The following is a 20,937-nucleotide window of genomic DNA, read 5'->3' as shown; positions in this document are numbered from 1 at the left end:
GTGCCCACCAGGGGACGGGTCGTGGAGTTCACGGCGTCCGCGGTCGTCACCGGTCGCGTCAAGCACGTCTTCGACGTCGTCACCGACTGGCCGCGGCAGACGGCGTGGGTTCCGGCGACGGTCGTCGCCCGGGCGCAGGACAGCCCCGTGGCCACCGTGGGCGAGCGGTTCGTCGGGACGACGACGTTCGGGCCGTTCGTCCTCGTCGACGCCATGGAGGTGGTCGAGCGCGTCCCCCCGGACGCGACCGAGGGGCCGGGCGCGGTCGGCCGGGTGCGCGTCGTCAAGACCGGCGACGTCTTCGGCGGCGACGTCGACATCGTCGTCGCCCCCGCCGGGTCCGGGCGCGTGCGCGTGGACTGGACGGAGCGGATCCTCGTCCGGCCGCGCTGGCTGGCCCGGCTCGCAGCCCTGGGCGGACCCGTCCCGGGGATCGTCGGCAAGCTCGCCTTCGAGGCGGTGCTGCGGACCGCCTCGGACGACTTGCGCGGTCCGTCGTGACGGCGGTCGACGCCTCGGGCGGTCTGCGGCTGGGGCTGCGCAGCCGCCTGCTGCTGCGCTGGCTGCGGCTGCCCGTGGCCGTGCGCGTCCTGGCCGTCTACGCGGCGGCGCGGCTGTTCTCGGCCGTCGTCCTCGCCGAGGTCGCCCGCTTCCAGCCCGAGAGCACGTGGACCCCGGCGAACCCGGGCTACGGCGACATGCTGGGGCTCTGGGACGCCACCTGGTACGAGAAGATCGCGACGCAGGGCTACCCCGGCGCGGTCCCGCTCGGTCAGGCCGGCGACCCGCAGCAGTCGGCGCTCGCGTTCTACCCCGTGGCCCCGCTGCTGGCACGGCTGCTCATGGCGACGGGGCTGTCCTTCGGCGCCGCGGGGGCGCTGGTCTCGCTCGTGGCGGGGGCGGCGGCCGCCGTGGGCGTCGAGGCGCTGCTGCGCCGGACGCTGAGCGCCCGGGTGAGCGCCACCCTGGCCCGTCGCGGGGCCTGGAGCGCCGCGGTCCTGTTCTGCGTCACCCCGCCCTCGCTCGTCTACCAGGTGCCCTACACCGAGGGCCCCGCCCTCGCCCTGCTCGTGGCGTTCCTGCTCTGCCTGCAGCGCGGCCGCCACCTGCCGGCGGCCCTGCTCGCGCTGCTGCTGGGGCTGACGCGGCCCGTCGCCGTCCCGCTGTCCGTGGTCGTCGTGGTGCACCTGGGGCTGCGCGCCTGGGCCGGCCACCGGGCGGGCACCGTCCTCGGCGGTCGCGAGGCCCTGCGCGGCCTGGGCCTGCTCGCCGCCTCCGGCACGGCGGGGCTGCTGTGGCCGTTCACGGCCTGGCAGCTCACGGGCCAGCCGGACGCCTACACGGCGACGATGGGCGCCTGGCGCGCGGGCGGGGAGGTCGTCCCGCTCAAGCCCTGGTGGGGGATCTCGCAGTACGTCCTCGGTCCCCTCGGGCCCCTCGTCCTCGTGGCCGCCGTCGCCGCCTACGCCGCCTGGCTGCTGTCGCGGCGCACCCGCGCGCTCGGGCCGGAGCTGTGCGCCTGGTGCCTGGCCTACGTCGGGTACCTGCTGCTCGTGCTCGACCCGTTCACCAGCCTGTTCCGCTACCTGGTCTTCCTCTTCCCCCTCGGGGCGCTCGTCGCGCTGCGCCCGGGCCGGCGCGTCCCGATCACGGGCTGGGTGGTCTGCTGCCTGGCGCTGCAGGTCGTCTGGGTCGCCTGGTTGTGGCGCTTCTCGCCCCCTGCGGACTGGCCACCGTGACCGGGGTGCACCCCTCACCGTGACCTGCCGGTGATCGTCCGGCGAGCCCCTGCGCCCGTCGGACCGGTCCGGTGGGGGATGATGTACGTCAACACGCTGTCCGCGGCACCCGGCCGCGGGTGGCGCGCGCACGCGACGACGAGAGGGAGCACGCCGATGGCGGCCATGAAGCCGAGGACCGGGGACGGTCCGCTGGAGGTCACCAAGGAAGGACGTGGCATCGTCCTGCGGATGCCGCTGGAGGGTGGTGGCCGGCTCGTGGTGGAGATGACGCCCGACGAGGCCAAGGCCCTCGGGGAGGCCATCACCTCGGTCGTGGGCTGAGGGACGGAACGGGGCGGGTACCGGAACGGGTACCCGCCCCGACCCGTCTCCCCAGCAGTCCGCACCGCGCCCCCGCGCCCGCCCGCGAGAGTCAGGAACCCCTGTGAGCACCGAGACCGTGACCGCCGCCGCCCCGGACCTGCGCCGCTGGACCCCGCCCACCGTCGAGGTGCGCCGCGGGGGTGTCCTCGGGGCGGACCTCGCGGGCTTCGACGTCCTGGCCGTCCCGGTCGCCGCGGGGCAGGGCGCCGACGCCCCGCTCCAGCCGCGTCCCGGCGCCGCCGACGCCGCCGTCCGGTACGGGATCGACCTGGCCGCCGCGTGCACCGCCGAGGGGTTCACCGGTCGCGCCGCGCAGACGACGCGCCTGCCGGTGCCCGCGCCTGAGGGCAGCCCGCGCCGCCTCCTCGTGGTCGGCGTCGGCGACTCCTCGCCGACCGCCCTGCGCCGCAGCGGGGCCGCCCTGGCCCGCGCCGTCGGCAGCGCCCCGGGCGACGTCGCCACGACGCTCGCCGACGGGGTCGGCAGCGCGGGTGCGCGCGCCTTCGTCGAGGGGTTCCTCCTCGCCTCCTACGTCCCGCCGGTCAGCGGCCGCCGCGCCGCGACCGCCCCGGCCCCCCGGCGCCTGCTGCTGCTCGGGGCCGTCGACACGGCCGACGTCCGGCACGCCGAGGTGAGCGCCGGGGCGACGGTCCTGACGCGGGACCTCGCCGCCACGCCCTCCAACCTCAAGGACCCGCAGTGGATGACGGCCCAGGCCCTCGAGGTCGCGGCCGGCCTGCGGCTGAAGGTCGAGGTGCGCGACGAGGACCGGCTGCGCCGCGAGGGGTTCGGCGGGCTGCTCGCCGTCGGTGCGGGGTCGGCGTCCTCCCCGGCCCTGGTGCAGGTCGGCTGGACCCCGCGTGCCCGGCCCGACGCCCCGCACGTCGTGCTCGTCGGCAAGGGCATCACGTACGACACGGGCGGGCTGGGCATCAAGCCGCGCGAGTCGATGGTCGCCATGAAGACGGACATGGCCGGGTCGGCCGCCGTGCTGGCCGTCGTCGCCGCGGCGGCCCGGCTCAAGCTGCCCGTCAAGGTGACGGGGCTGCTCGCCCTGGCGGAGAACGCCTTCGGCGCCGCGGCCTACCGTCCCGGCGACGTGGTGACGCAGTACGGCGGCCGCACGACGGAGGTCAACAACACCGACGCCGAGGGCCGGGTCGTGCTCGGTGACGCCCTGGCCTACGCCGACGCCGTCCTGCGCCCCGACGTCCTCGTCGACGTGGCGACCCTGACCGGCGCGGCGACGCTGGGGCTCGGCAAGCGGCACGCCGCCCTCTACTCCGGCGACGCCGAGCTCGTCGCCCAGCTCGAGGCCGCGGCGTCGGCGTCGGGGGAGCGCGTGTGGCACATGCCGCTCGTGGAGGACTACGTCTCCGCGCTGGACTCCGACGTCGCCGACGCCCGCCAGGTGACGACCACCCCCGGCCACGGCGGCGGGTCGATCGTGGCGGCGCTCTTCCTGCGTCCCTTCACGGGCGGTCGGCGCTGGGTGCACCTCGACATCGCCGGCACCGGGCGCGCCGACGGGCCCGAGCACGAGGTCGTGAAGGGCGCCACGGGGTACGGCGCCCGCCTGCTGCTGGAGTGGCTCGAGACGTCGGTCGCAGCCGGGGCGCGCTGAGGGTGCGCGTCAGCCGTTCTTGACGGCGAGCAGCAGCCCGTCGCCCGAGGGCACCAGCGTGGGGAACCAGTTGCCGTCCTCCAGGACGACGCGGGCGACCTCGCGCTGGGCGGCCGTCGAGGCGTCGCGCGCGGCGGGGTCGGTGACCCGGCCCTTCCACAGCGCGTCGTCGACGACGAGCAGACCGCCCGCGCGCAGCAACCGGTGGGCCTGCTCGAGGTAGGCGCTGTTCTCGCGCTCGTCGCCGTCGAGCAGGACGAGGTCGTAGGCGGCGTCGGTGAGGCGGGGCAGGACCTCCAGGGCCCGGCCGTTGATGAAGCGGGCGCGGTTGCTGCGGATGCCGTCCTCGGTGACCGCCTCGCGCGCGGCGCGCTGGGCCTCGCCGTCGGGGTCGATCGTCGTCACCACACCGTCCTCGCCCGTGCCGCGCAGCAGGCTGAGCAGCGACACGCCGGTGCCCGTCCCGACCTCGACCACGGTGCGGGCGCGCGCGGCGGCGGCGAGCACCGTGAGGGTGGCGGCGACGCCGGGCGAGACGGCTTCGACGCCCAGCTCGGCGGCCCGCGCCCGGGCCCGCTGCAGCACCTCGTCCTCGGGGACGAACTGCTCGGCGTAGGCCCAGCTGGCGGGCTGCTTGCTGGACGGGCGAGACGAGGGCGTCGGCACGTGCGCACTGTAGAGCACCGCCGTCCGTGACCCCCGGTGGCCGAGCCGTGGCTCCCCGTGAGGGCAGTCTCGAGGCGGGGTCCCGCCCGTGCCGGGACTGCGCAGGACCTGTGCAGGTCCTGCCCGCTCACCCGGTCGGCGGGTCCGGGGGCTGATCCGGGAACCGTGCAGGTCAGACCTCCGTTGGACCCTTCGACGCCGACCGGCTGGACCTGCCGGCGGTGACTGGCCGAGACGATGGGAGTGGGAGAGCATGGGAGCACTGGCGGTGCCGTTCGCGGCCCCCTTCCCCGCCCGTTCCAGGAGGAACCCCGTGAGCGACGACACCGGCGACACCGCCGGTCGACCGGTGCCCCTGGTGCCGGGACTGCCGCACGTCGAAGACCCTGCGACGCTGTCCCCGGCCGTCGCGGCCTCGACCTGGGTCCCGCCGACGTGGGAGGAAGTCGTCCGCGACCACTCCGCGCGCGTCTACCGCCTCGCCTACCGCCTCACGGGCAACCGGCACGACGCCGAGGACCTCACGCAGGAGGTCTTCGTCCGCGTCTTCCGGTCGCTGTCGAACTACCAGCCCGGCACGTTCGAGGGCTGGCTGCACCGCATCACGACGAACCTGTTCCTCGACCAGGTCCGCCGCAAGCAGCGCATCCGCTTCGACGCCCTGGCCGAGGACGCCGGCGAGAAGCTGGCCAGCACCGACATCGGCCCCGAGCGTGCCTACGAGCACCGCAACCTCGACGACGACGTGCAGCGCGCGCTGGACGCGCTGCCGCCGGACTTCCGGGCGGTCGTCGTCCTGTGCGACATCGAGGGCCTGTCCTACGAGGAGATCGCGGCGACGCTCGGCGTGAAGCTGGGGACGGTGCGCTCGCGCATCCACCGCGGCCGCGCCCAGCTGCGCGCCGCCCTCGCCCACCGGGCCCCGCGCCCGGGCACCGCCCCGCAGCTGGCCTACGGCGAGGAGCGACCGTGAGCGGACCGCACCTCGGCGCGCGGGTGACCGCACTCGTCGACGGGCGGCTCGCCACGGACGCCGAAGCGCGCGCCCACGACCACGTCCGGTCGTGCACCGACTGCTCGAACGCCTTCGAGGCGGAACGGCTGGTCCGGGCGCGCCTGCACGCCCTGGGTGATCCGGAGCTCTCGGAGGACCTCCTGGTCCGGCTCCTGCAGATCGGGGGTCCCTCCGGTCCGCTCCCGCCGCGCGACGCGCCCATGGCCAACCCGGCCCGTCCAGTCGTCGGGGTCGCGCCGCCGTCGCGCACCGACCCCGTGCGGTCGCGGTCCTCGCGCGGTCCGGCCGGGCGCGCCCTCCGGCGCGCGCGCCGCCGTCCCGTGGCGGCCGCGCTGGCCGGGACGTTCTCGCTCCTCGGAGCGGGCATCGCCGGGGTCCTCGTCCTGGGCGGGATGCCCGGTGGCGGTCAGGCCCCGGTGGCCGAACTGCGGACGACCCCGTCGGCCACGCCGTCGTCCGCCGTCCTCACGCCCGGGGCCGTCCTGCCCGCGACGGCAACGGTGAGCCGCGTTCAGCCCTCCGGCGCGGCGACGCCGACCGCGAGCCCCACGACGACCGCTCCGTGAGCGATTGGCACGGCTCCTCCCCGCGCCCGGACGACGGTCGCGGCGGGGACGGTCGTCAGGACCCGTGGGCGGCGCCCGGTCACGACGGCCGGTCCGCCGGTGGACCGTGGCGCTCGAGCGAGCCCTGGGGCCAGGCGCCCGCCGGTCCGCAGCAGCCCGCCGGCCACGACGCGTTCCCGCCCCCGTACGACCCGTACCGGGCCGGTCCGTCCGTGCCGGAGGCCGCCCGGCCCGAACCCTTCGGTCTGCTCCCCGCGCCGGGCTCCGAGCCGTGGCCGCCGCCGGCCCCGCGCTCTCGCCGGTCCCCGGCGCGCTGGATCGGTGCCGGGTCGCTGGTGCTCGTGCTGGGGGTCGTCGGCGGTGTCGCCGGTGGTCTCCTGCAGGACGAGCTGTCCGACGGCTCCGGCGGGACCTACCCCGGGGTGTCGCTGCCGTCGCCGTCGGCCGGGTCGACGCAGCGCCCCGCCGGGTCCGTCGCAGGCATCGCGGCCGCCGCGCTGCCGAGCGTCGTCGCCCTCCAGGTGCAGGGCTCGCAGGGGTCGGGCACCGGGTCCGGCTTCGTGCTGGACGCGCCCACCGACGGCGGCAGCTTCGTCCTGACCAACAACCACGTCGTGGCCGGTGCGGCCACGGACGGGATCGTCGTCGTCTTCCAGGACGGCCGGCAGGCCCGGGGCCGCGTGGTCGGTGCGGACTCCTCCTACGACCTCGCGGTCGTGCGCGTGGACCGGACGGGCCTGCGCGCCCTGCCCTTCGGCGACTCCTCCGGCGTCGTCGTGGGCGACCCGGTCGTCGCCGTCGGGGCACCGCTCGGCCTGCAGGGCACCGTGACCGAGGGGATCGTCTCGGCGCTGAACCGGCCGGTGACGGCGGGGGAGTCCCAGGACGAGACGTCCTACATCCAGGCCATCCAGACCGACGCCGCGATCAACCCGGGGAACTCCGGCGGGCCGCTGCTCAACGCGGCCGGCGAGGTGATCGGCATCAACTCGGCCATCGCCGCGCTCCCCGGTGCCGGGGGGCAGGCGCCGACGGGCAGCATCGGGCTGGGGTTCTCCATCCCGTCCGAGCAGGCCCGGCGCACCGCCGAGCAGCTCATCCAGACCGGTCGCGCCGTCCACCCCGTCATCAAGGTCTCCCTCGACGGGACCTACCAGGGGCAGGGCGTGCGCATCGTGGACCAGCCCGGCGCCGTCACGGCCGGCGGGCCCGGCGACCGAGCGGGGCTGCAGCCCGGGGACGTCGTGCTCGCCATCGACGGCCGGCCGGTCACCGATCCGGCCGAGCTGATCGTCGACATCCGCGCCCGCGAACCGGGCGAGACGGTGACGCTGTCCGTCCGCAGAGGTGGAGAGACGGTGGACGTGCCGGTCACGCTGGAAGCCGACGGTTAGGATCGCCCCGTGTTCGGCATCAACGGGGGCGAGTTCCTCGTCCTCCTCGTCGTGGCGCTGGTGGTCCTCGGTCCCGAGCGGCTTCCGCACTACGCCGAGCAACTGGCAGGCCTGGTCAAGTCCGCGCGTCGCTTCGCCAAGGGCGCTCAAGCCCAGATGCGCGAGGAACTCGGTCCCGAGTTCGACGACATCGACTGGCAGAAGCTGGACCCGCGGCAGTACGACCCCCGGCGCATCGTCCGCGAGGCGCTGACCGAGGCCTGGAACGACGACGACGACGAACCGGTCGTCAAGAAGTCGACGCAGGCCTCGACGTCCGGTGCGGCCACCGGTGGCGGGGTCGACCTCGGGAAGAAGTCGGCGGAGCCGGCCAAGGCCGCCCCGGCGCCCTACGACGAGGACGCCACCTGACGTCCCGTCCCCGGTGACCCGCCGGGGTCAGGCGACGCTGACACCGAGCCGGCGACCCGCGAGGCCGCGGGGTCGCCGGGCCAGCGTGCGCGCGAGGTCGCGCAGCACGACCGCGGCCGGCGAGTCCGGGTGCGACAGCACGACGGGGGTCCCGGCGTCCCCGCCCTCGCGCAGCACGACGTCCATGGGGACCTGCGCCAGCAGCGGCACCGACGTCCCCAGGCGCTCCGTCAGCGACGTCGCCACGGCCTGACCGCCGCCGGAGCCGAAGACCTCCAGGCGCTGCCCGTCCGGCAGCTCCAGCCAGCTCATGTTCTCCACCACGCCGACGACGCGCTGCTCGGTCTGCGAGGCCACCGACCCGGCGCGCTCGGCCACCTCGGCGGCCGCGACCTGCGGCGTCGTCACGACGAGGACCTCGGCCCCCGGCAGCAACTGGCCCACGCTGATGGCGATGTCGCCCGTGCCCGGGGGCAGGTCCAGGAGCAGCACGTCGAGGTCGCCCCAGTGCACCTCGGAGGCGAACTGCTGCAGCGCGCGGTGCAGCATCGGCCCGCGCCAGGCGACGGGCTGGTTGCCCGGCACGAACATCCCGATCGAGATGACCCGCACGCCGTGCGCCACGGGCGGGATGATCATGTCCTCGACCTTGGTCGGCGTGCCCTTCACGTCGAGCAGGCGCGGGATCGAGAAGCCGTGGACGTCGGCGTCCAGGAGGCCGACCCGCAGACCGTCGGCGGCCATGGCGGCCGCGAGGTTCGCCGTGACGCTCGACTTGCCGACGCCACCCTTGCCGGAGGCGACCGCGTAGACGCGGGTGAGGTTGCCGGCGTCGTTGAAGGGGATGGTGGGGGCCGCGCCCGTGGTGCCGCGCACCTTCGCGGTCAGCTCCCGGCGCTGCTCGGTGTTCATCTCCCCGAGGTGCACACGGACCCCGCGGGCGCCGTCCACCGTCCGCACGGCGGCGGTGACCTCCCGGGTGAGCGTGTCGCGCATGGGGCAACCGGCGGTGGTCAGCAGGATGCGGACGTCGACGAGGCCGGCCTCGTCGACGTCGACGCCGTCGACCATCCCGAGGTCGGTGATGGGGCGGTGCAGTTCGGGGTCGTCGACGGTGCGCAGGGCCTGCAGGACCTCCGCGCGCACGCTCTGGGGACCGGGCGTGGGCGGGGTGGTGGACATGGGGCCAGCCTACGTGGCGCCTTGACCTCGGCCCGGGCCGGTGGAAGGGTGTCCCGGAAAGCGCTTGCCCGTCGTCGAGGAGGACGTCCGTGCCCAGCCCCCGCCGCTACGCCCTGGTGGGCGCCGGCTCCCGCGCGACGATGTACGTGGACGCCCTCGCCGGGGCGCACGCCGGCGACGGCGAGCTCGTCGCCCTCGCCGACACCAACCCGGGCCGCGCGGCCGTGCACGCCGGCCGTCTCGTCGCCGCGGGCCGTCCGGCGCCCGAGCTCGTCGACCTCGCGCAGCTCGCGGACGCCGTCCGCCGCCTCGGGGTCGACCGGGTCGTCGTGACGACGCCCGACCACACCCACGCCGACCTCGTCGTCGCGGCCCTCGACGCCGGTGCGGACGCCGTCGTCGAGAAGCCCCTCACGACGACGCAGGAGGGGGTGCGCCGCATCGCCGAGGCCGTGGAGCGGACGGGCCGCGACGTGCTCGTGACGTTCAACTACCGGTACGCGCCGCGGAACACCGCGCTGCGGCGGGTCATCGCGGACGGCGGCATCGGGACGGTGACGTCCGTGCACTTCGAGTGGGTGCTCGACACCGCCCACGGCGCCGACTACTTCCGCCGGTGGCACCGGCAGAAGGAGAACTCCGGCGGGCTGCTCGTGCACAAGAGCTCCCACCACTTCGACCTCGTGAACTGGTGGACGCAGGGCGTGCCCGAGCGGGTCTTCGCCAGCGGTGGTCTGCGGTTCTACGGGGCTGCGAACGCCGCCGCGCGGGGCCTCGGGCCGCGGCCGGAGCGGGGGACGTCGGCGGCCGGACGCACCGACGCCTTCTCCCTCGACCTCGCCGCCGACCCCAAGCTGCGCGAGCTGTACCTGGAGAACGAGCAGCACGACGGGTACCTGCGCGACCGCGACGTCTTCGACGACGGCATCACCATCGAGGACAACCTCGCCCTCGTCGTCGACTCCGCCGTGCCGGGTGGGACGGCGACCCTGTCGTACGCCCTCAACGCGCACTCCCCGTGGGAGGGCTACGTCGTCGCGGTGAACGGCACCCGCGGCCGCGCGGAGCTGACCGTCGTCGAGCGCGGGGAGGTGCCCCTGGGCGAGGGCCGGCGGCAGGTCGACCCGAGCATGCACCCCGAGGACGTCGAGGCGGCGACGGGCGTGCGCCCGGTCTCCGAGCGGCTCCTCGTGCAGCGGCACTTCGAGGCGGCGCACGAGGTGCCCATCCCGGTGGGGGAGGGCGGCCACGGCGGTGGCGACGCCCTGCTGCTGCGTGACGTATTCGCCGGGCCCGTCCCGGACCCGTTGCACCGCACCGCCTCCTGGCGCGACGGGGTGCGCTCCGTCGTGGTCGGGATCGCCGCCAACTCCTCGCTGGAGTCGGGGCAGGCCGTGCGCGTCGACGACCTCGACCTCGGCCCCGCCGCCGCGGCCCTCGCCCGCCCCTGACCCGTCCCGTCCCGCGTGGAGGACACTCCCTCCGCCCTCAGGAATCGGTTTCCGAGGGCGGAAAGTGTGTGTCCTCCACGCGGGTGAGGGGGCCTGGGCGAGGGGTCAGCGGGAGGGGACGACCACGGCGCGGCCGGTGAGGGTGCCGGCGTGCAGCCGCTCGTACGCCTCCGGCGCCTCCTCGATGGAGAACGTCTCGGTGTGCACGTCGAGGACCCCCTGGTGGGCGAGCTCGACGAGCTCGATCAGCTCGCTGCGCGAACCCCAGTAGGGCACCGAGACCGACGCCTCGTAGGCCTGCCGGAAGAACCCGACCTGCGCGGCGGCCGGCTGGGAGGAGATCCCGACGATCGTGACGTCGGACTCGACGTCGGCGAGCGCCATCGCGGTGTCGATGGTCGGCTGCGCGCCGACGAAGTCCAGGACGAGCTGGGCCCCGCGGCCACCGAGCAGCGCGCGGACGTTCCGGGCGGCGTCGGCGTCGGACAGCACGACGTCGTGGGCGCCGACGGAGGTCGCGAACGCCAGCTTCTCCTCGCTGACGTCGAGGGCGACGACGCGGGCGGGGGACAGCACCCGCAGCAGCTGGATCGCGACGTGCCCGAGGCCGCCGGCCCCGATGACGACGGCCGTCGATCCGGCGCGCAGCTTCGGCAGCGACCGCTTGACCGCGTGGTACGGCGTGAGCCCGGCGTCGGTCAGCGGGACGGTCGCGACGGGGTCGAGGTCGCCGATCGGCACGAGGTGGCGCGGGGAGTCGACGAGCATGAACTCCGCGAGGGCACCGGGGGCCCCGAGGCCGGGCGGGGCGATGCCGAGGTCGGCGGCGCGCGGGCAGTAGTTCTCCTTGCCCTGCGCGCACTGGTGGCACGTCCCGCAGCCCCACGGGCCGTAGACGACGACGTTCGTCCCGACCTCGACGCCCTCGGCGCCGGGGCCGAGCTCCACGACGCGGCCGGCGCCCTCGTGGCCGAGGGTCAGGGGCAGGCCGTAGGTGTACTGGTCCTCGGGCAGCCCCATGACGAAGTCGTCGGAGTGGCAGATCCCGGCGGCGGTCACCTCGAGCAGGACCTGACCGGGCCCGGGCGTCGGCTTCTCGACCTCGACGACCTCGGGGGCCGCTCCGATCCGGCGGTACTGGACTGCGCGCACGACGGCGTTCCTCTCCTCGACGGCTGGTCCGTCGAGGCTACGCCGGTCAAACCGACAGGCGTCGGTCAGCCTGCCGTGACGCGGATGACCTCCTCGAAGGTCGTCTCGCCGCGCATGGCCTTGGCCAGCGCGGAGGCCCGCAGGTTCTTCATCCCGATGCGCTCGGCCTCGGCCAGCAGCGCCGACTCCGTCGCGTCGTGCATGAGGACCTTGCGCATGCTGGGCGTGACGTCGAGGACCTCGTAGACAGCGGTCCGGCCGCGGTAGCCGGTGCCGCCGCACTCCGGGCAGCCGGTGCCCTTCAGCGGGGTCGCGTCGAGGATGTCCTCGATCGTGAGGTCGAGCAGCGCCAGGGTGTTCTCGTCGGGGATGTACCCGTCGGCGCAGGAGTCGCAGGGCTTGCGGACGAGTCGCTGGGCGATCGCGGCCGTCAGCGAGCTGGCGACGAGGAACGGCGCAGCGCCCATGTCGACCAGACGCGTCAGGGCGCCCACGGCCGAGTTCGTGTGCAGCGTCGTCAGCACGAGGTGACCGGTCATCGACGCCTTGAGCGCCAGCTCGGCCGTCTCGGTGTCGCGCACCTCACCGATGAGGACGATGTCGGGGTCCTGGCGCAGGACCGAGCGCAGGCCGGCCGAGAACGTCATGCCGACCTTGGCGTGCACCTGGACCTGGGTGATCCCGGGCAGCTGGACCTCGACGGGGTCCTCGAGGGTGATGATGTTCTTCTCCGGCGACATCGTCGCGTGGATGGCCGCGTAGAGGGTGTTCGTCTTCCCCGACCCGGTGGGACCCGTGATGAGGACGAGCCCCTGCGGGACGCTGAGGGCCTTCTCGAAGATCTCGAGCTGCTCGGGCTCGAACCCGAGGGAGGGCAGCGAGGGGACGTCGTCGCCGCGCGTCAGCAGACGGATGACGATCTTCTCGCCGTGCAGCGCCGGCAGCGTCGAGACACGGCAGTCGATCGCGGACCCGTCGACCATGACGCGGGTGCGGCCGTCCTGGGGGATGCGGCGCTCGGAGATGTCCAGCCCGGAGATGATCTTGATGCGGCTGATGACGCTGGGCGCGACGCGCTTGGGGGCGCTCATGACGTCGCGCAGCAGGCCGTCGACGCGGAACCGCACGCGCAGCTGGTCGCGCTGGGACTCCAGGTGGATGTCGGAGCAGCGCAGCCGGACCGCGTCGGACAGGATCCGGTTGACGAGCTTGACGATGGGGGCGTCGTCGTCGACCGAGCCGTTGAGCGCGGCGAGCGGGTCCTCGTCCTCGTCGTCGGTGGCGTCCTCGACCATCCGCGAGACCTGCGAGGTGTCCTCGGTGAGGGACCACGCGCGGGCCAGGTGGTCGCGGATCTGGGAGTCCATCGCGACGACGACGTGCAGCTCGGGCGTGCGCGTGTAGAGCTTCACGTCGTCCAGGGCGAGGACGTTCGTGGGGTCGGCGGCCGCGACGAGCAGGTACTCCGGCGTCTTGTCCAGCACCAGGACGCGGCAGCGCTCGGCGACGGCGCGGGGCAGGATGCGGACGACGTCGGGCGCGAGGTTGATGCGGGAGAGGTCGACGTGCTCGAGGTTCAGCAGCTCGGCGAGGCACTGGGCGAGCTCGGCCTCGGAGACCATCCCGAGCTCGACGAGGATCTGTCCCAGGCGCCGGCGCGGGCCCTCGACGTTGCGCTGCTCGGCGAGCGCGACCTCGAGGTCCTCGGGGACCAGCAGGCCCTTCTCGACGAGGACGTCACCGAGGCGCTTGCGCGCCTGGTTGCCGCCCTGGGCGGGGACCTGGCCGGTGGTGGCGGGGCCGTCGTCGAGAGTCGTCACCCCTCTGGTGTCGGCACCTCACGCTCCGGACCTGAGTCCGGCTCCGCCACGCGGGTGGGCGCAGCCGGGTCGGTCACCCGCTTGCGCTTCTTGCCGCCCTTGCGCTTGGCGTCGCGTGACGGCGACGCCGAGACCGTGACGCCCTCCTCGGCGAGCTCCTCGAGGATCGAGCGCAGCTCCGAGCGGACGAAGTCGCGGGTGGCGACGTCGCGCAGCGAGATGCGCAGTGCCGCGACCTCGCGGGTGAGGTACTCGGTGTCGGCCAGGGCCCGCTCGTCGCGTGAGCGGTCCTGCTCGTTGAGGACGCGGTCGCGGTCGTCCTGTCGGTTCTGGGCGAGCAGGATGAGGGGGGCGGCGTAGGACGCCTGCAGCGACAGGATGAGCGTCAGCAGCGTGTAGTTCAGGGCCCGCGGGTCGAACTGCACGCTCTTGGGGGCGAACGTGTTCCACGCCAGCCACACGGCGACGAACACCGTCATGTAGACGAGGAAGCGGCCCGTCCCCATGAAGCGGGCGAAGCCCTCCGAGGCGCGGCCGAACGCGTCGGGGTCGACCTGCGGACGCGACAGCCAGGGACGCCGGCTCTCGCGGGGGGTGTCGAGGGACACCGCCTCGCGGCGCTGGCCGCGGCGGTTCTCGCGGGCTTCAGGCACGGTTGTTCTCCTGTCCGGTCGGCCCCTCGAAGACCTCCTCCTCCGCGTCGCGCCAGTCCTCCGGCAGCAGGTGGTCCAGGACGTCGTCGGCGGTCACGGCCCCCAGCAGGTGGCCGTCCTCGTCCACCACGGGTAGCGAGACGAGGTTGTACGCCGCCAGCCGACGCGTCACCGCCTGCAGCGTCTCCTCGGGGGCGAGGGGGTCGATGTCGTTGTCCAGCAGCTGCCCCAGCGGCGTCTGCGGCGGTTCGCGCAGCAGCCGCTGCAGGTGCGCCGTCCCCAGGAACCGTCCGGTCGGGGTCTCCAGGGGCGGGCGGCACACGTAGACGGCCGTGGCGAGCGGGACGTTCAGCTCGGTGCGCCGCACGTGCGCCAGCGCCTCGGCGACGGTGTCGTCGGGGGCCAGGACGACCGGGTCGGTCGTCATGAGACCACCGGCGGTGTAGTCGTCGTACGCCAGCAGGCGGCGGACCGGTTCGGCGTCCTCGGGGTCCATGAGGGCCATGAGCCGCTCGGCCTGCTCCGAGGGCAGTTCGGAGAGCAGGTCGGCCGCGTCGTCGGGCTGCATCTCCTCCAGCACGTGGGCGGCGCGGTCACCCTCCAGGCCGGAGAGGATCTCGATCTGGTCGTCCTCGGGCAGCTCCTCGAGGACGTCGGCGAGCCGCTCGTCGTCCAGGGCCGCGGCGACCTCGCGGCGGCGCTTGGGCGTCAGCTCGTGGATGACCTCGGCCAGGTCCGTGGCCTTGAGCTCCTCGAAGGCCGCGAGGAGGTTGGTCGCCCCCTGGTCCTGGTCCGGGGACGCCAGGCCGATGACACCGCCGAGGACGCCCTCGACGGGGATGGTCATGGTCTCCCCGCGTCGCCGCAGCCGGCCCGACAGCCCCCGCGGGGTGGTCCCGCGCCGCACGAACAGCCGGGTGAGGTGCCAGTCCCGGACGCGGACGGCGTCCAGGCCGAGGTCCTCGATCGTCGCCTCCCCGCTGCCGTCGGCGAGCTGGACCGTGCGGTCGAGGAGCTCGGCGAGCAGCAGCGTCTCGGCGCCGCGCTGCTCGAAGCGGCGCATGTTCACCAGGCCCGTCGTGATGACCTGCCCGGCGTCGATGGACGTCACGCGGGTCATGGGGACGAAGACGCGGCGTCGACCGGGGACCTCGACGACCAGACCGATGACGCGCACCGGCCCGCGCGGTCGCAGCATCCCCACGACGTCACGGACCCGGCCGACCTGGTCGCCCTGGGGGTCGAAGACCGATGTGCCCGCCAGGCGGGCGGCGAAGACACGCGTGGTGGGTCCGGTCACACGTTCCAATCTAGGGGTTGACTTCCAGCTCGCGGTGCGCGACGTGCGCTCCTACCGTGACGGCATGGCCAAGGAGAGCAAGAAGATGAAGTCCGAGGGCACCCCGCTCTACACGATCCCCGGGCTGACGGTGGAGCAGGGCGCCGAGATCGCAGCGCTCCTGCAGGACCGCCTCAACGCCCTGACCGACCTGCACCTGACGCTCAAGCACGTCCACTGGAACGTCGTGGGCCCGCACTTCGTCGCGGTCCACGAGATGCTCGACCCGCAGGTCGACGCCGTCCGCGAGATGGCGGACACGACCGCCGAGCGCATCGCGACCCTGGGCCTGTCGCCCGTCGGCACGCCGGGCGCGCTCGTCGCCGACCGCGGCTGGGACGACTACTCCATCGGCCGCGCGGGCGCCATCGAGCACCTCGGCGCGCTCGACCTCGTCTACAGCGGCGTCATCGAGGACCACCGCAAGGCCATCGAGGCCACGGACGACCTCGACCTCGTCACGCAGGACATGCTCATCGCGCAGGCCGGCCAGCTCGAGCAGTTCCACTGGTTCGTCCGCGCCCACCTCGAGACCACCGGTGGCCAGCTCACCACCGCCGGTGCCAGCACCGAGGTCGAGGCCAAGCAGCAGGCGGGCCGCGCGGGCGTCAAGCGCAAGTCCGCCTGAGCACTCCCTGGGAGTACGGTCCCGGCGGGCACTGAGCGAGGTCCCGCGGCGTTGACCAGGACGACGGCGGCCCCCGCGGGAGCGCCGCCGCCGATCCTGCGCCGACGTCGCGGGACGGGTCGAGAAGGTGAGGAAGTCTGATGTCGAACCTCGGGCCCATGGGTGGTCCGCGCCGGATCACCACGCCGACGCCCCCCTCGGGCGACACGATCGGCCGCTACGGGACCTACTCCGAGGCGCAGCGCGCGGTGGACTTCCTCTCCGACGAGCACTTCCCCGTGCAGAACGTGACGATCGTCGGCACCGGGCTGCAGATGGTCGAGCGGGTCACCGGCCGGCTGACCTACGGTCGCGCCGCGGGGGCGGGAGCAGCCTCCGGTGCCTGGTTCGGTCTGCTCATCGGGCTCATGCTGTCGGTGTTCGGCCCCGGCGGCAGCGGGGCGCTCCTCACGGGCATCCTCGTCGGCGCCGGGTTCGGGATGCTGTTCGGCGTCATCTCCTACGCGCTGACGGGCGGCCGTCGCGACTTCACGTCGTCGTCGCAGATCGTGGCGTCGGAGTACACCGTGCTGTGCCTGCCGCAGCTGGCGGGCCAGGCCCGCGAGGTGCTCTCCCGCCTGCCCAACGGTCTCGGCCGCGACAGCGGGACGCCGTCAGGTCAGTCCCCGTGGGGTGCGCCCGACGCGACGCAGCGGCCGTGGGGTCCGCCGCCCGGCGGCACCCAGCCGTACATGCCGCCGCCGCAGCCCGGCTCCGGTCCTGCCACCCAGCCGCCGCCCCCGCCGTCGTTCGAGAAGGCACCCGAACCCGAGCCGGTGCACGACCTGTCGGGCCCGACGTACGCCGAGAAGATGGAGGAGGCGCGTCGTCAGCGGCGCGCCGCCGAGGCCGCCGAGGCGAGGGCGCGCGAGGAGCAGGAACGCTCCGAGCGCTGACCGTCGACCAGGGACCGCCGTCCGACGCCTCGCGTCGGGCGGCGGTCCTGCGTCGTCCGGGGCCTCAGCGCAGCGACGCCATCCACGCCTCGACGTCGTCGGGCGTGCGGGGGAGGGCGGCGGACAGGTTCTCGACCCCGTCGGCCGTGACGAGCACGTCGTCCTCGATGCGGACGCCGATGCCGCGCAGCTCCTCGGGCGCCAGCTCGTCCTCGGTCTTGATGTAGATCCCCGGCTCGATGGTGAACACCATGCCCTCGCGCAGCTCGGCGTCGAGGTACATCTCCTTGCGGGCCTGGGCGCAGTCGTGGACGTCGAGGCCGAGGTGGTGGCTCGTGCCGTGCGGCATCCAGCGCCGGTGGAACTGCCCCTCCTCGCCGAGCGAGGTGGCGGCGTCCACGGGCAGCATCCCCCAGGCGGACAGCCGGTCGGCGACGACCTTCATGGCCGCCTCGTGCACCTCGCGGAACTTCACCCCCGGCTTGGCCACGGCGAAGGCGGCCTCGGCGGCGTCGAGCACGGCCTGGTAGACGCGGCGCTGGGCCGGGGTGAACGTGCCGTCGACCGGCAGCGTCCGCGTGACGTCGGCGGTGTACAGGGAGTCCACCTCCACGCCGGCGTCCAGCAGCAGCAGCTGGCCGGGGGCGATGGCCCCGTCGTTGCGGATCCAGTGCAGGGTGCACGCGTGGTCGCCGGCGGCGGAGATCGTCTCGTACCCGACGCCGTTGCCCTCGATGCGCGCGGTGCCGTCGAAGGCGGCCTCGACGACGCGTTCGCCGCGGGCGTGCCCGACGGCGCGGGGGAGGGTGCGCACGACCTCCTCGAAGCCGCGGGCGCTGGCCGCGACGGCGTCACGCAGTTGCGCGACCTCCCACTCGTCCTTGACCAGGCGCAGCTCGGACAGCGCCGTGACGAACTCCTCGTCGGCCTTCTCGTCCGCCGGGCCCCGCAGCGGCGTGACGAGCGCGGTGACCGCCGGGTCGGCGTCCGGGACGATGCGCAAGCCGCGGGCGCCCTCGAGCCCCGCGCTCACCTCGTCGGTGAGCGCGGCGACGTCGTGGCACGCGAGACCCGTCTGGGCGGCGAGGGCCGGCAGCGTCGTGCGCGGGCCCACCCACAGCTCGCCGTACCGGGCGTCGGCGAAGAACTCCTCGGTGTCGCGCGCGGCCTGCGGGCGGACGTAGAGGACGGCGTCGTGGCCCTCGGCGGTCGGGAGCAGCACCAGGACGGAGTCCGCCTCGCGGTCGGTGCCCAGACCCGTGAGGTGGGCGAACGCCGAGTGCGGCCGGAAGCGGTAGTCGCAGTCGTTGGACCGGCGCACCAGCGTCCCCGCGGGCACGACGAGCACCTCGCCCGGGAACAGCGAGGACAGCACCTCGCGGCGGCGGGCGGCGAAGGGCGCCACCCCGGCGGCCTCGAGGTCCTCGGCCGGGCGCGGACCCCAGCCCTGCGCGATGAACGACCGGAAGGCGGCCGAGCGCGGCGTCGAGCGGTGCGACGTCATCGTGCCGTCCTCGGCGGCCTCCGCACCCTCCACGACCGTGCCCTCGCCCTCGGGCGCCTGGCGGTCCAGCAGGTCCGCCACGGCCTGCTCGGTGGTCTGGTCGGTCGTCGTCTGCGAGCTCACCCGTTCATCATCGCCCCGTCCCCGGCGCGTTGTCGTCGCGCCCCGGGACTTCGACCGACGATCGGCCACGCTGCGTGACGAGAGGTTGACGACCGACCGTCACCGGGGCCACCGTGGAGCATGGGCGGTACAGCGCAGTGCCCCCGCTGCGACGGCGCGGTGAGGGCACCCAGCATCTGGCACTCCGGCTACACCTGTGCGGTGCACGGGGAGGTGGTCCCGCTGCAGCCGCCGCACCCGGCTGACGCCGAGCACCTCGACTGGATCGCCCGGCACGCCGCCGTGCCGGTGTGGCTGCCGTGGCCCCTGCCCGACGGCTGGCTCGTCACCGGGACGCGGTGCGTGCGCGACGAGAAGCACGAGGCGCAGGCCGTCGTCGTGGCCGTCTCGGGCCCGCACCACGGCCCGGCCGGCTGCTCCCCGGTCGCGGACGTGCTCCTGGTCGCCGAGCAGCCCGGCAGCGGGTTGGGTGCGCACCTGGCCGGGCGGGGTGACCTGGACCCGGGGGAGGACCTCGTGACGGGACGTCCGGCCGCCCGGTTGCACGCCGGTGGGGCCTCGACACCGCTGTGGTCGGTCCCGGCCGACGGCGACCGTGCCGTCCTGGTCGGGGAGGCGGGCGGCGTGTGGCTGTGGGCGCTGCTGTGGCCCGCGGCGGCGGGCGTCACGCTGCTCGACGACCTCGAGCTCGTCGACCTGCGCGACCCCGCCCACGAGCTGGACGTCCCGTGCGGCGCGTTGTCGCCCCGGCTGCGGTGGGCCGACCAGGGGGCCCCCGCCCGCGCCTGAGCGGTCGTCCTCGCACGACGGACGCGCGAGCGCACGGAGAGGGCCGCCACGGAGAGTAGGCTCGTGCGGTGCGCATCGACCTGCACACGCACTCCACGGCGTCCGACGGGACACAATCCCCGGCCGACGTGATCGCCTCCGCCGCACAGGCCGGACTCGACGTCGTCGCCCTCACCGACCACGACACGAGCTCGGGCTGGCCGGAGGCCACGGCCGCGGCCGACCGATCGGGACTGAGGTTCGTCCCGGGGGTCGAGATCAGCTGTCTGCTCCGTGGAGTGTCCGTGCACCTGCTGTCCTACCTCCACGACCCCGAGGACCCCGCCCTGGTGCGGATGCTGACCGAGTCCCGGACCTCCCGCGAGAGCCGGGCCCGTCGCATGGTCGACCGGCTCGGCCCGGACACGGGCCTGTGCTGGGAGGACGTCCAGGAGCACGTCCACGGCCCGGCGACCATCGGCCGGCCGCACATCGCCGACGCCCTCGTGGCGCGCGGTGTCGTCGCCGACCGCGACGAGGCCTTCGCCACCCTGCTGTCCGGCCGGGGCAAGTACTTCGTCCCGCAGACGGCGCCCGACCCCGTCGAGGCCGTCCGCGTCGTGCGCGCCGCCGGGGGGGTGCCGGTCATCGCCCACCCCGCGGCGTCCAAGCGCGGCAGCTGCATCGACGACGACGAGGTGGCGGCCATGGCGCAGGCCGGGATGGCCGGCCTCGAGGTCGACCACCGCGACCACTCCGACGCCGAGCGCGCGCACCTGCGCGACCTCGCCACCGCCCTCGGCCTGTTCGTCACCGGGTCCAGCGACTACCACGGGGCGGGCAAGCGGAACCTGCTGGGGGAGAACACGACCGAACCCGAGTCGCTCGCCCGCATCGACGAGATCGCCGCCGCGTCCCGCCTGGCGCACCCGGCGTGAACTGGCAGCTGTTCGGGGAGAGCTTCGTCACGCTCTTCGTCATCATGGACCCGCTCGGGACCGTGCCGATCTTCCTGGGACTCACCGCGAGCTTCAGCACCACCGAGCGGTCCCGCGCCGCCCGGCAGGCCGTCGTCGTCGCCTTCGGCGTCATCGTCGCCTTCGCCGTCTTCGGCCAGCGCATCCTCGACTACCTGCACATCAGCCTCCCGGCGCTGCAGGCCGCGGGCGGTCTGCTCCTGCTGCTCATCGCCCTCGAGCTGCTGACCGGCAAGGGCGACGAGCCGACGAGCACCGTCGGGGTCAACGTCGCGATGGTGCCGCTCGGCACGCCGCTGCTGGCCGGGCCCGGCGCCATCGTCGCCACGATGGTGTTCGTGCAGCAGGCGCAGGACTGGGGGGACCGCGCGGCCATCGCCCTCGGTGTCGTGGCGGTGCACGTGACGCTGTACCTGGCCATGCGCTTCGCCGGACTCGTGCACCGCGTCCTGGGCGACTCCGGCGTCCTGCTGGTGACGCGCGTGGCGGGTCTGCTGCTGTCGGCCATCGCCGTGCAGCTGGTCGCCGACGCCGTCCGGACGTTCGTCGTCGGGGCCTGACCCCCCTCGATGCACGAAGGGCCCCCTCCCGGTCGGGAGGGGGCCCTTCGTCGTGCCGGGGTCC

The 20,937-nt window shown here is 74.6% G+C and carries 21 protein-coding genes; 14 read left to right on the top strand and 7 right to left on the bottom strand.

All coding sequences use genetic code 11. The annotated features are described in order from the left end of the window. From ACFEMC_RS14025 to ACFEMC_RS14010, 4 genes are all read left to right on the top strand, one after another. Positions 1-501, top strand: a complete 501-nt coding sequence (locus tag ACFEMC_RS14025; RefSeq protein ID WP_380170202.1) for a hypothetical protein — start codon at positions 1-3, stop codon at positions 499-501. Next, entirely contained in the window at positions 498-1,739 is a 1,242-nt protein-coding gene (locus ACFEMC_RS14020; RefSeq protein ID WP_380170201.1) for a hypothetical protein, read from the top strand. Before ACFEMC_RS14025 ends, ACFEMC_RS14020 begins: the two co-directional genes overlap by 4 nt. Positions 1,740-1,895: 156 nt before the next feature. After that, complete coding sequence (locus ACFEMC_RS14015) at positions 1,896-2,063, top strand: DUF3117 domain-containing protein (protein ID WP_106210338.1); 168 nt, start codon at positions 1,896-1,898, stop codon at positions 2,061-2,063. Between the two features lie 103 nt (positions 2,064-2,166). Continuing rightward, positions 2,167-3,729 (top strand): leucyl aminopeptidase family protein, encoded by a 1,563-nt coding sequence (locus ACFEMC_RS14010; RefSeq protein WP_380170200.1) that lies wholly within the window; start codon positions 2,167-2,169, stop codon positions 3,727-3,729. A gap of 9 nt (positions 3,730-3,738) precedes the next feature. Here the strand turns inward: ACFEMC_RS14010 and ACFEMC_RS14005 are convergent, their stop codons facing one another. After that, the gene (locus ACFEMC_RS14005; RefSeq protein WP_380170199.1) at positions 3,739-4,395 is read right to left on the bottom strand and encodes an O-methyltransferase; all 657 of its coding nucleotides are present in this window, start codon (positions 4,393-4,395) and stop codon (positions 3,739-3,741) included. Positions 4,396-4,648: 253 nt separating this feature from the next. On the opposite strand from ACFEMC_RS14005, the gene sigE reads away from it, so the two are divergent. The 4 genes from sigE to ACFEMC_RS13985 are packed head-to-tail and all read left to right on the top strand — an operon-like array spanning position 4,649 to position 7,781. Continuing rightward, on the top strand, positions 4,649-5,368 hold the full coding sequence (sigE, locus tag ACFEMC_RS14000; RefSeq protein ID WP_380170198.1) for an RNA polymerase sigma factor SigE: 720 nt from the start codon (positions 4,649-4,651) through the stop codon (positions 5,366-5,368). Continuing rightward, positions 5,365-5,976: a hypothetical protein gene (locus ACFEMC_RS13995; protein WP_380170197.1), complete on the top strand. Its 612-nt coding sequence runs from the start codon at positions 5,365-5,367 to the stop codon at positions 5,974-5,976. Before sigE ends, ACFEMC_RS13995 begins: the two co-directional genes overlap by 4 nt. Next, positions 5,973-7,370, top strand: a complete 1,398-nt coding sequence (locus tag ACFEMC_RS13990) for a trypsin-like peptidase domain-containing protein (protein WP_380170196.1) — start codon at positions 5,973-5,975, stop codon at positions 7,368-7,370. The genes ACFEMC_RS13995 and ACFEMC_RS13990 overlap by 4 nt, the downstream gene beginning before the upstream one ends. A gap of 9 nt (positions 7,371-7,379) precedes the next feature. Then, on the top strand, positions 7,380-7,781 hold the full coding sequence (locus ACFEMC_RS13985; protein ID WP_380170195.1) for a Sec-independent protein translocase TatB: 402 nt from the start codon (positions 7,380-7,382) through the stop codon (positions 7,779-7,781). Between the two features lie 27 nt (positions 7,782-7,808). Here the strand turns inward: ACFEMC_RS13985 and ACFEMC_RS13980 are convergent, their stop codons facing one another. Further along, a complete protein-coding gene (locus ACFEMC_RS13980) occupies positions 7,809-8,963 on the bottom strand; it encodes a P-loop NTPase (protein WP_380170194.1) in 1,155 nt (384 codons plus the stop codon). Between the two features lie 89 nt (positions 8,964-9,052). On the opposite strand from ACFEMC_RS13980, the gene ACFEMC_RS13975 reads away from it, so the two are divergent. Beyond that, positions 9,053-10,414, top strand: coding sequence for a Gfo/Idh/MocA family protein (locus ACFEMC_RS13975; RefSeq protein WP_380170193.1), 1,362 nt, complete (start codon positions 9,053-9,055; stop codon positions 10,412-10,414). Positions 10,415-10,519: 105 nt separating this feature from the next. Here the strand turns inward: ACFEMC_RS13975 and ACFEMC_RS13970 are convergent, their stop codons facing one another. From ACFEMC_RS13970 to ACFEMC_RS13955, 4 genes are all read right to left on the bottom strand, one after another. Further along, positions 10,520-11,566, bottom strand: a complete 1,047-nt coding sequence (locus ACFEMC_RS13970; protein WP_380170192.1) for an NAD(P)-dependent alcohol dehydrogenase — start codon at positions 11,564-11,566, stop codon at positions 10,520-10,522. A gap of 65 nt (positions 11,567-11,631) precedes the next feature. Next, positions 11,632-13,386 (bottom strand): GspE/PulE family protein, encoded by a 1,755-nt coding sequence (locus ACFEMC_RS13965; RefSeq protein ID WP_380170191.1) that lies wholly within the window; start codon positions 13,384-13,386, stop codon positions 11,632-11,634. Beyond that, entirely contained in the window at positions 13,383-14,039 is a 657-nt protein-coding gene (locus ACFEMC_RS13960; protein ID WP_380170190.1) for a DUF1003 domain-containing protein, read from the bottom strand. Before ACFEMC_RS13960 ends, ACFEMC_RS13965 begins: the two co-directional genes overlap by 4 nt. Next, positions 14,032-15,339, bottom strand: a complete 1,308-nt coding sequence (locus ACFEMC_RS13955) for a magnesium transporter MgtE N-terminal domain-containing protein (RefSeq protein WP_380170189.1) — start codon at positions 15,337-15,339, stop codon at positions 14,032-14,034. The genes ACFEMC_RS13960 and ACFEMC_RS13955 overlap by 8 nt, the downstream gene beginning before the upstream one ends. A gap of 64 nt (positions 15,340-15,403) precedes the next feature. Between ACFEMC_RS13955 and ACFEMC_RS13950 the strand changes: the two genes are divergently transcribed. Both ACFEMC_RS13950 and ACFEMC_RS13945 read left to right on the top strand, forming a co-directional pair. Beyond that, positions 15,404-16,006, top strand: a complete 603-nt coding sequence (locus ACFEMC_RS13950) for a Dps family protein (protein ID WP_380170188.1) — start codon at positions 15,404-15,406, stop codon at positions 16,004-16,006. 140 nt (positions 16,007-16,146) lie between these two features. Then, on the top strand, positions 16,147-16,941 hold the full coding sequence (locus ACFEMC_RS13945; RefSeq protein WP_380170187.1) for a general stress protein: 795 nt from the start codon (positions 16,147-16,149) through the stop codon (positions 16,939-16,941). Positions 16,942-17,005: 64 nt separating this feature from the next. Here the strand turns inward: ACFEMC_RS13945 and ACFEMC_RS13940 are convergent, their stop codons facing one another. Then, positions 17,006-18,445: an aminopeptidase P family protein gene (locus ACFEMC_RS13940; protein WP_380176783.1), complete on the bottom strand. Its 1,440-nt coding sequence runs from the start codon at positions 18,443-18,445 to the stop codon at positions 17,006-17,008. Positions 18,446-18,688: 243 nt separating this feature from the next. Here ACFEMC_RS13940 and ACFEMC_RS13935 point away from each other — a divergent pair, with 243 nt between their 5' ends. From ACFEMC_RS13935 to ACFEMC_RS13925, 3 genes are all read left to right on the top strand, one after another. Next, positions 18,689-19,357 carry a DUF6758 family protein gene (locus tag ACFEMC_RS13935; protein WP_380170186.1) on the top strand — a complete coding sequence of 223 codons (669 nt, stop codon included), beginning with the start codon at positions 18,689-18,691 and terminating at the stop codon, positions 19,355-19,357. Between the two features lie 68 nt (positions 19,358-19,425). Beyond that, the gene (locus ACFEMC_RS13930) at positions 19,426-20,274 is read left to right on the top strand and encodes a PHP domain-containing protein (RefSeq protein ID WP_380170185.1); all 849 of its coding nucleotides are present in this window, start codon (positions 19,426-19,428) and stop codon (positions 20,272-20,274) included. Then, positions 20,271-20,873 (top strand): MarC family protein, encoded by a 603-nt coding sequence (locus ACFEMC_RS13925; RefSeq protein WP_367639413.1) that lies wholly within the window; start codon positions 20,271-20,273, stop codon positions 20,871-20,873. The genes ACFEMC_RS13930 and ACFEMC_RS13925 overlap by 4 nt, the downstream gene beginning before the upstream one ends. Positions 20,874-20,937 lie beyond the last annotated feature (64 nt).

This window comes from Kineococcus sp. DHX-1 (genome assembly GCF_042473625.1).
Lineage (GTDB): Bacteria > Actinomycetota > Actinomycetes > Actinomycetales > Kineococcaceae > Kineococcus.
This window is presented reverse-complemented; position numbering and strand designations above follow the sequence as displayed.

Excerpts from the sequence above, each read along its gene's own strand:
- ACFEMC_RS14015 (WP_106210338.1), top strand. The coding sequence starts at position 1,896 with ATGGCGGCCATGAAGCCGAGGACCGGGGACGGTCCGCTGGAGGTCACC.
- sigE (WP_380170198.1), top strand. The coding sequence starts at position 4,649 with ATGGGAGCACTGGCGGTGCCGTTCGCGGCCCCCTTCCCCGCCCGTTCC.
- ACFEMC_RS13980 (WP_380170194.1), bottom strand. The coding sequence starts at position 8,963 with ATGTCCACCACCCCGCCCACGCCCGGTCCCCAGAGCGTGCGCGCGGAG.
- ACFEMC_RS13950 (WP_380170188.1), top strand. The coding sequence starts at position 15,404 with ATGGCCAAGGAGAGCAAGAAGATGAAGTCCGAGGGCACCCCGCTCTAC.
- ACFEMC_RS13945 (WP_380170187.1), top strand. The coding sequence starts at position 16,147 with ATGTCGAACCTCGGGCCCATGGGTGGTCCGCGCCGGATCACCACGCCG.
- ACFEMC_RS13940 (WP_380176783.1), bottom strand. The coding sequence starts at position 18,445 with ATGACGTCGCACCGCTCGACGCCGCGCTCGGCCGCCTTCCGGTCGTTC.
- ACFEMC_RS13935 (WP_380170186.1), top strand. The coding sequence starts at position 18,689 with ATGGGCGGTACAGCGCAGTGCCCCCGCTGCGACGGCGCGGTGAGGGCA.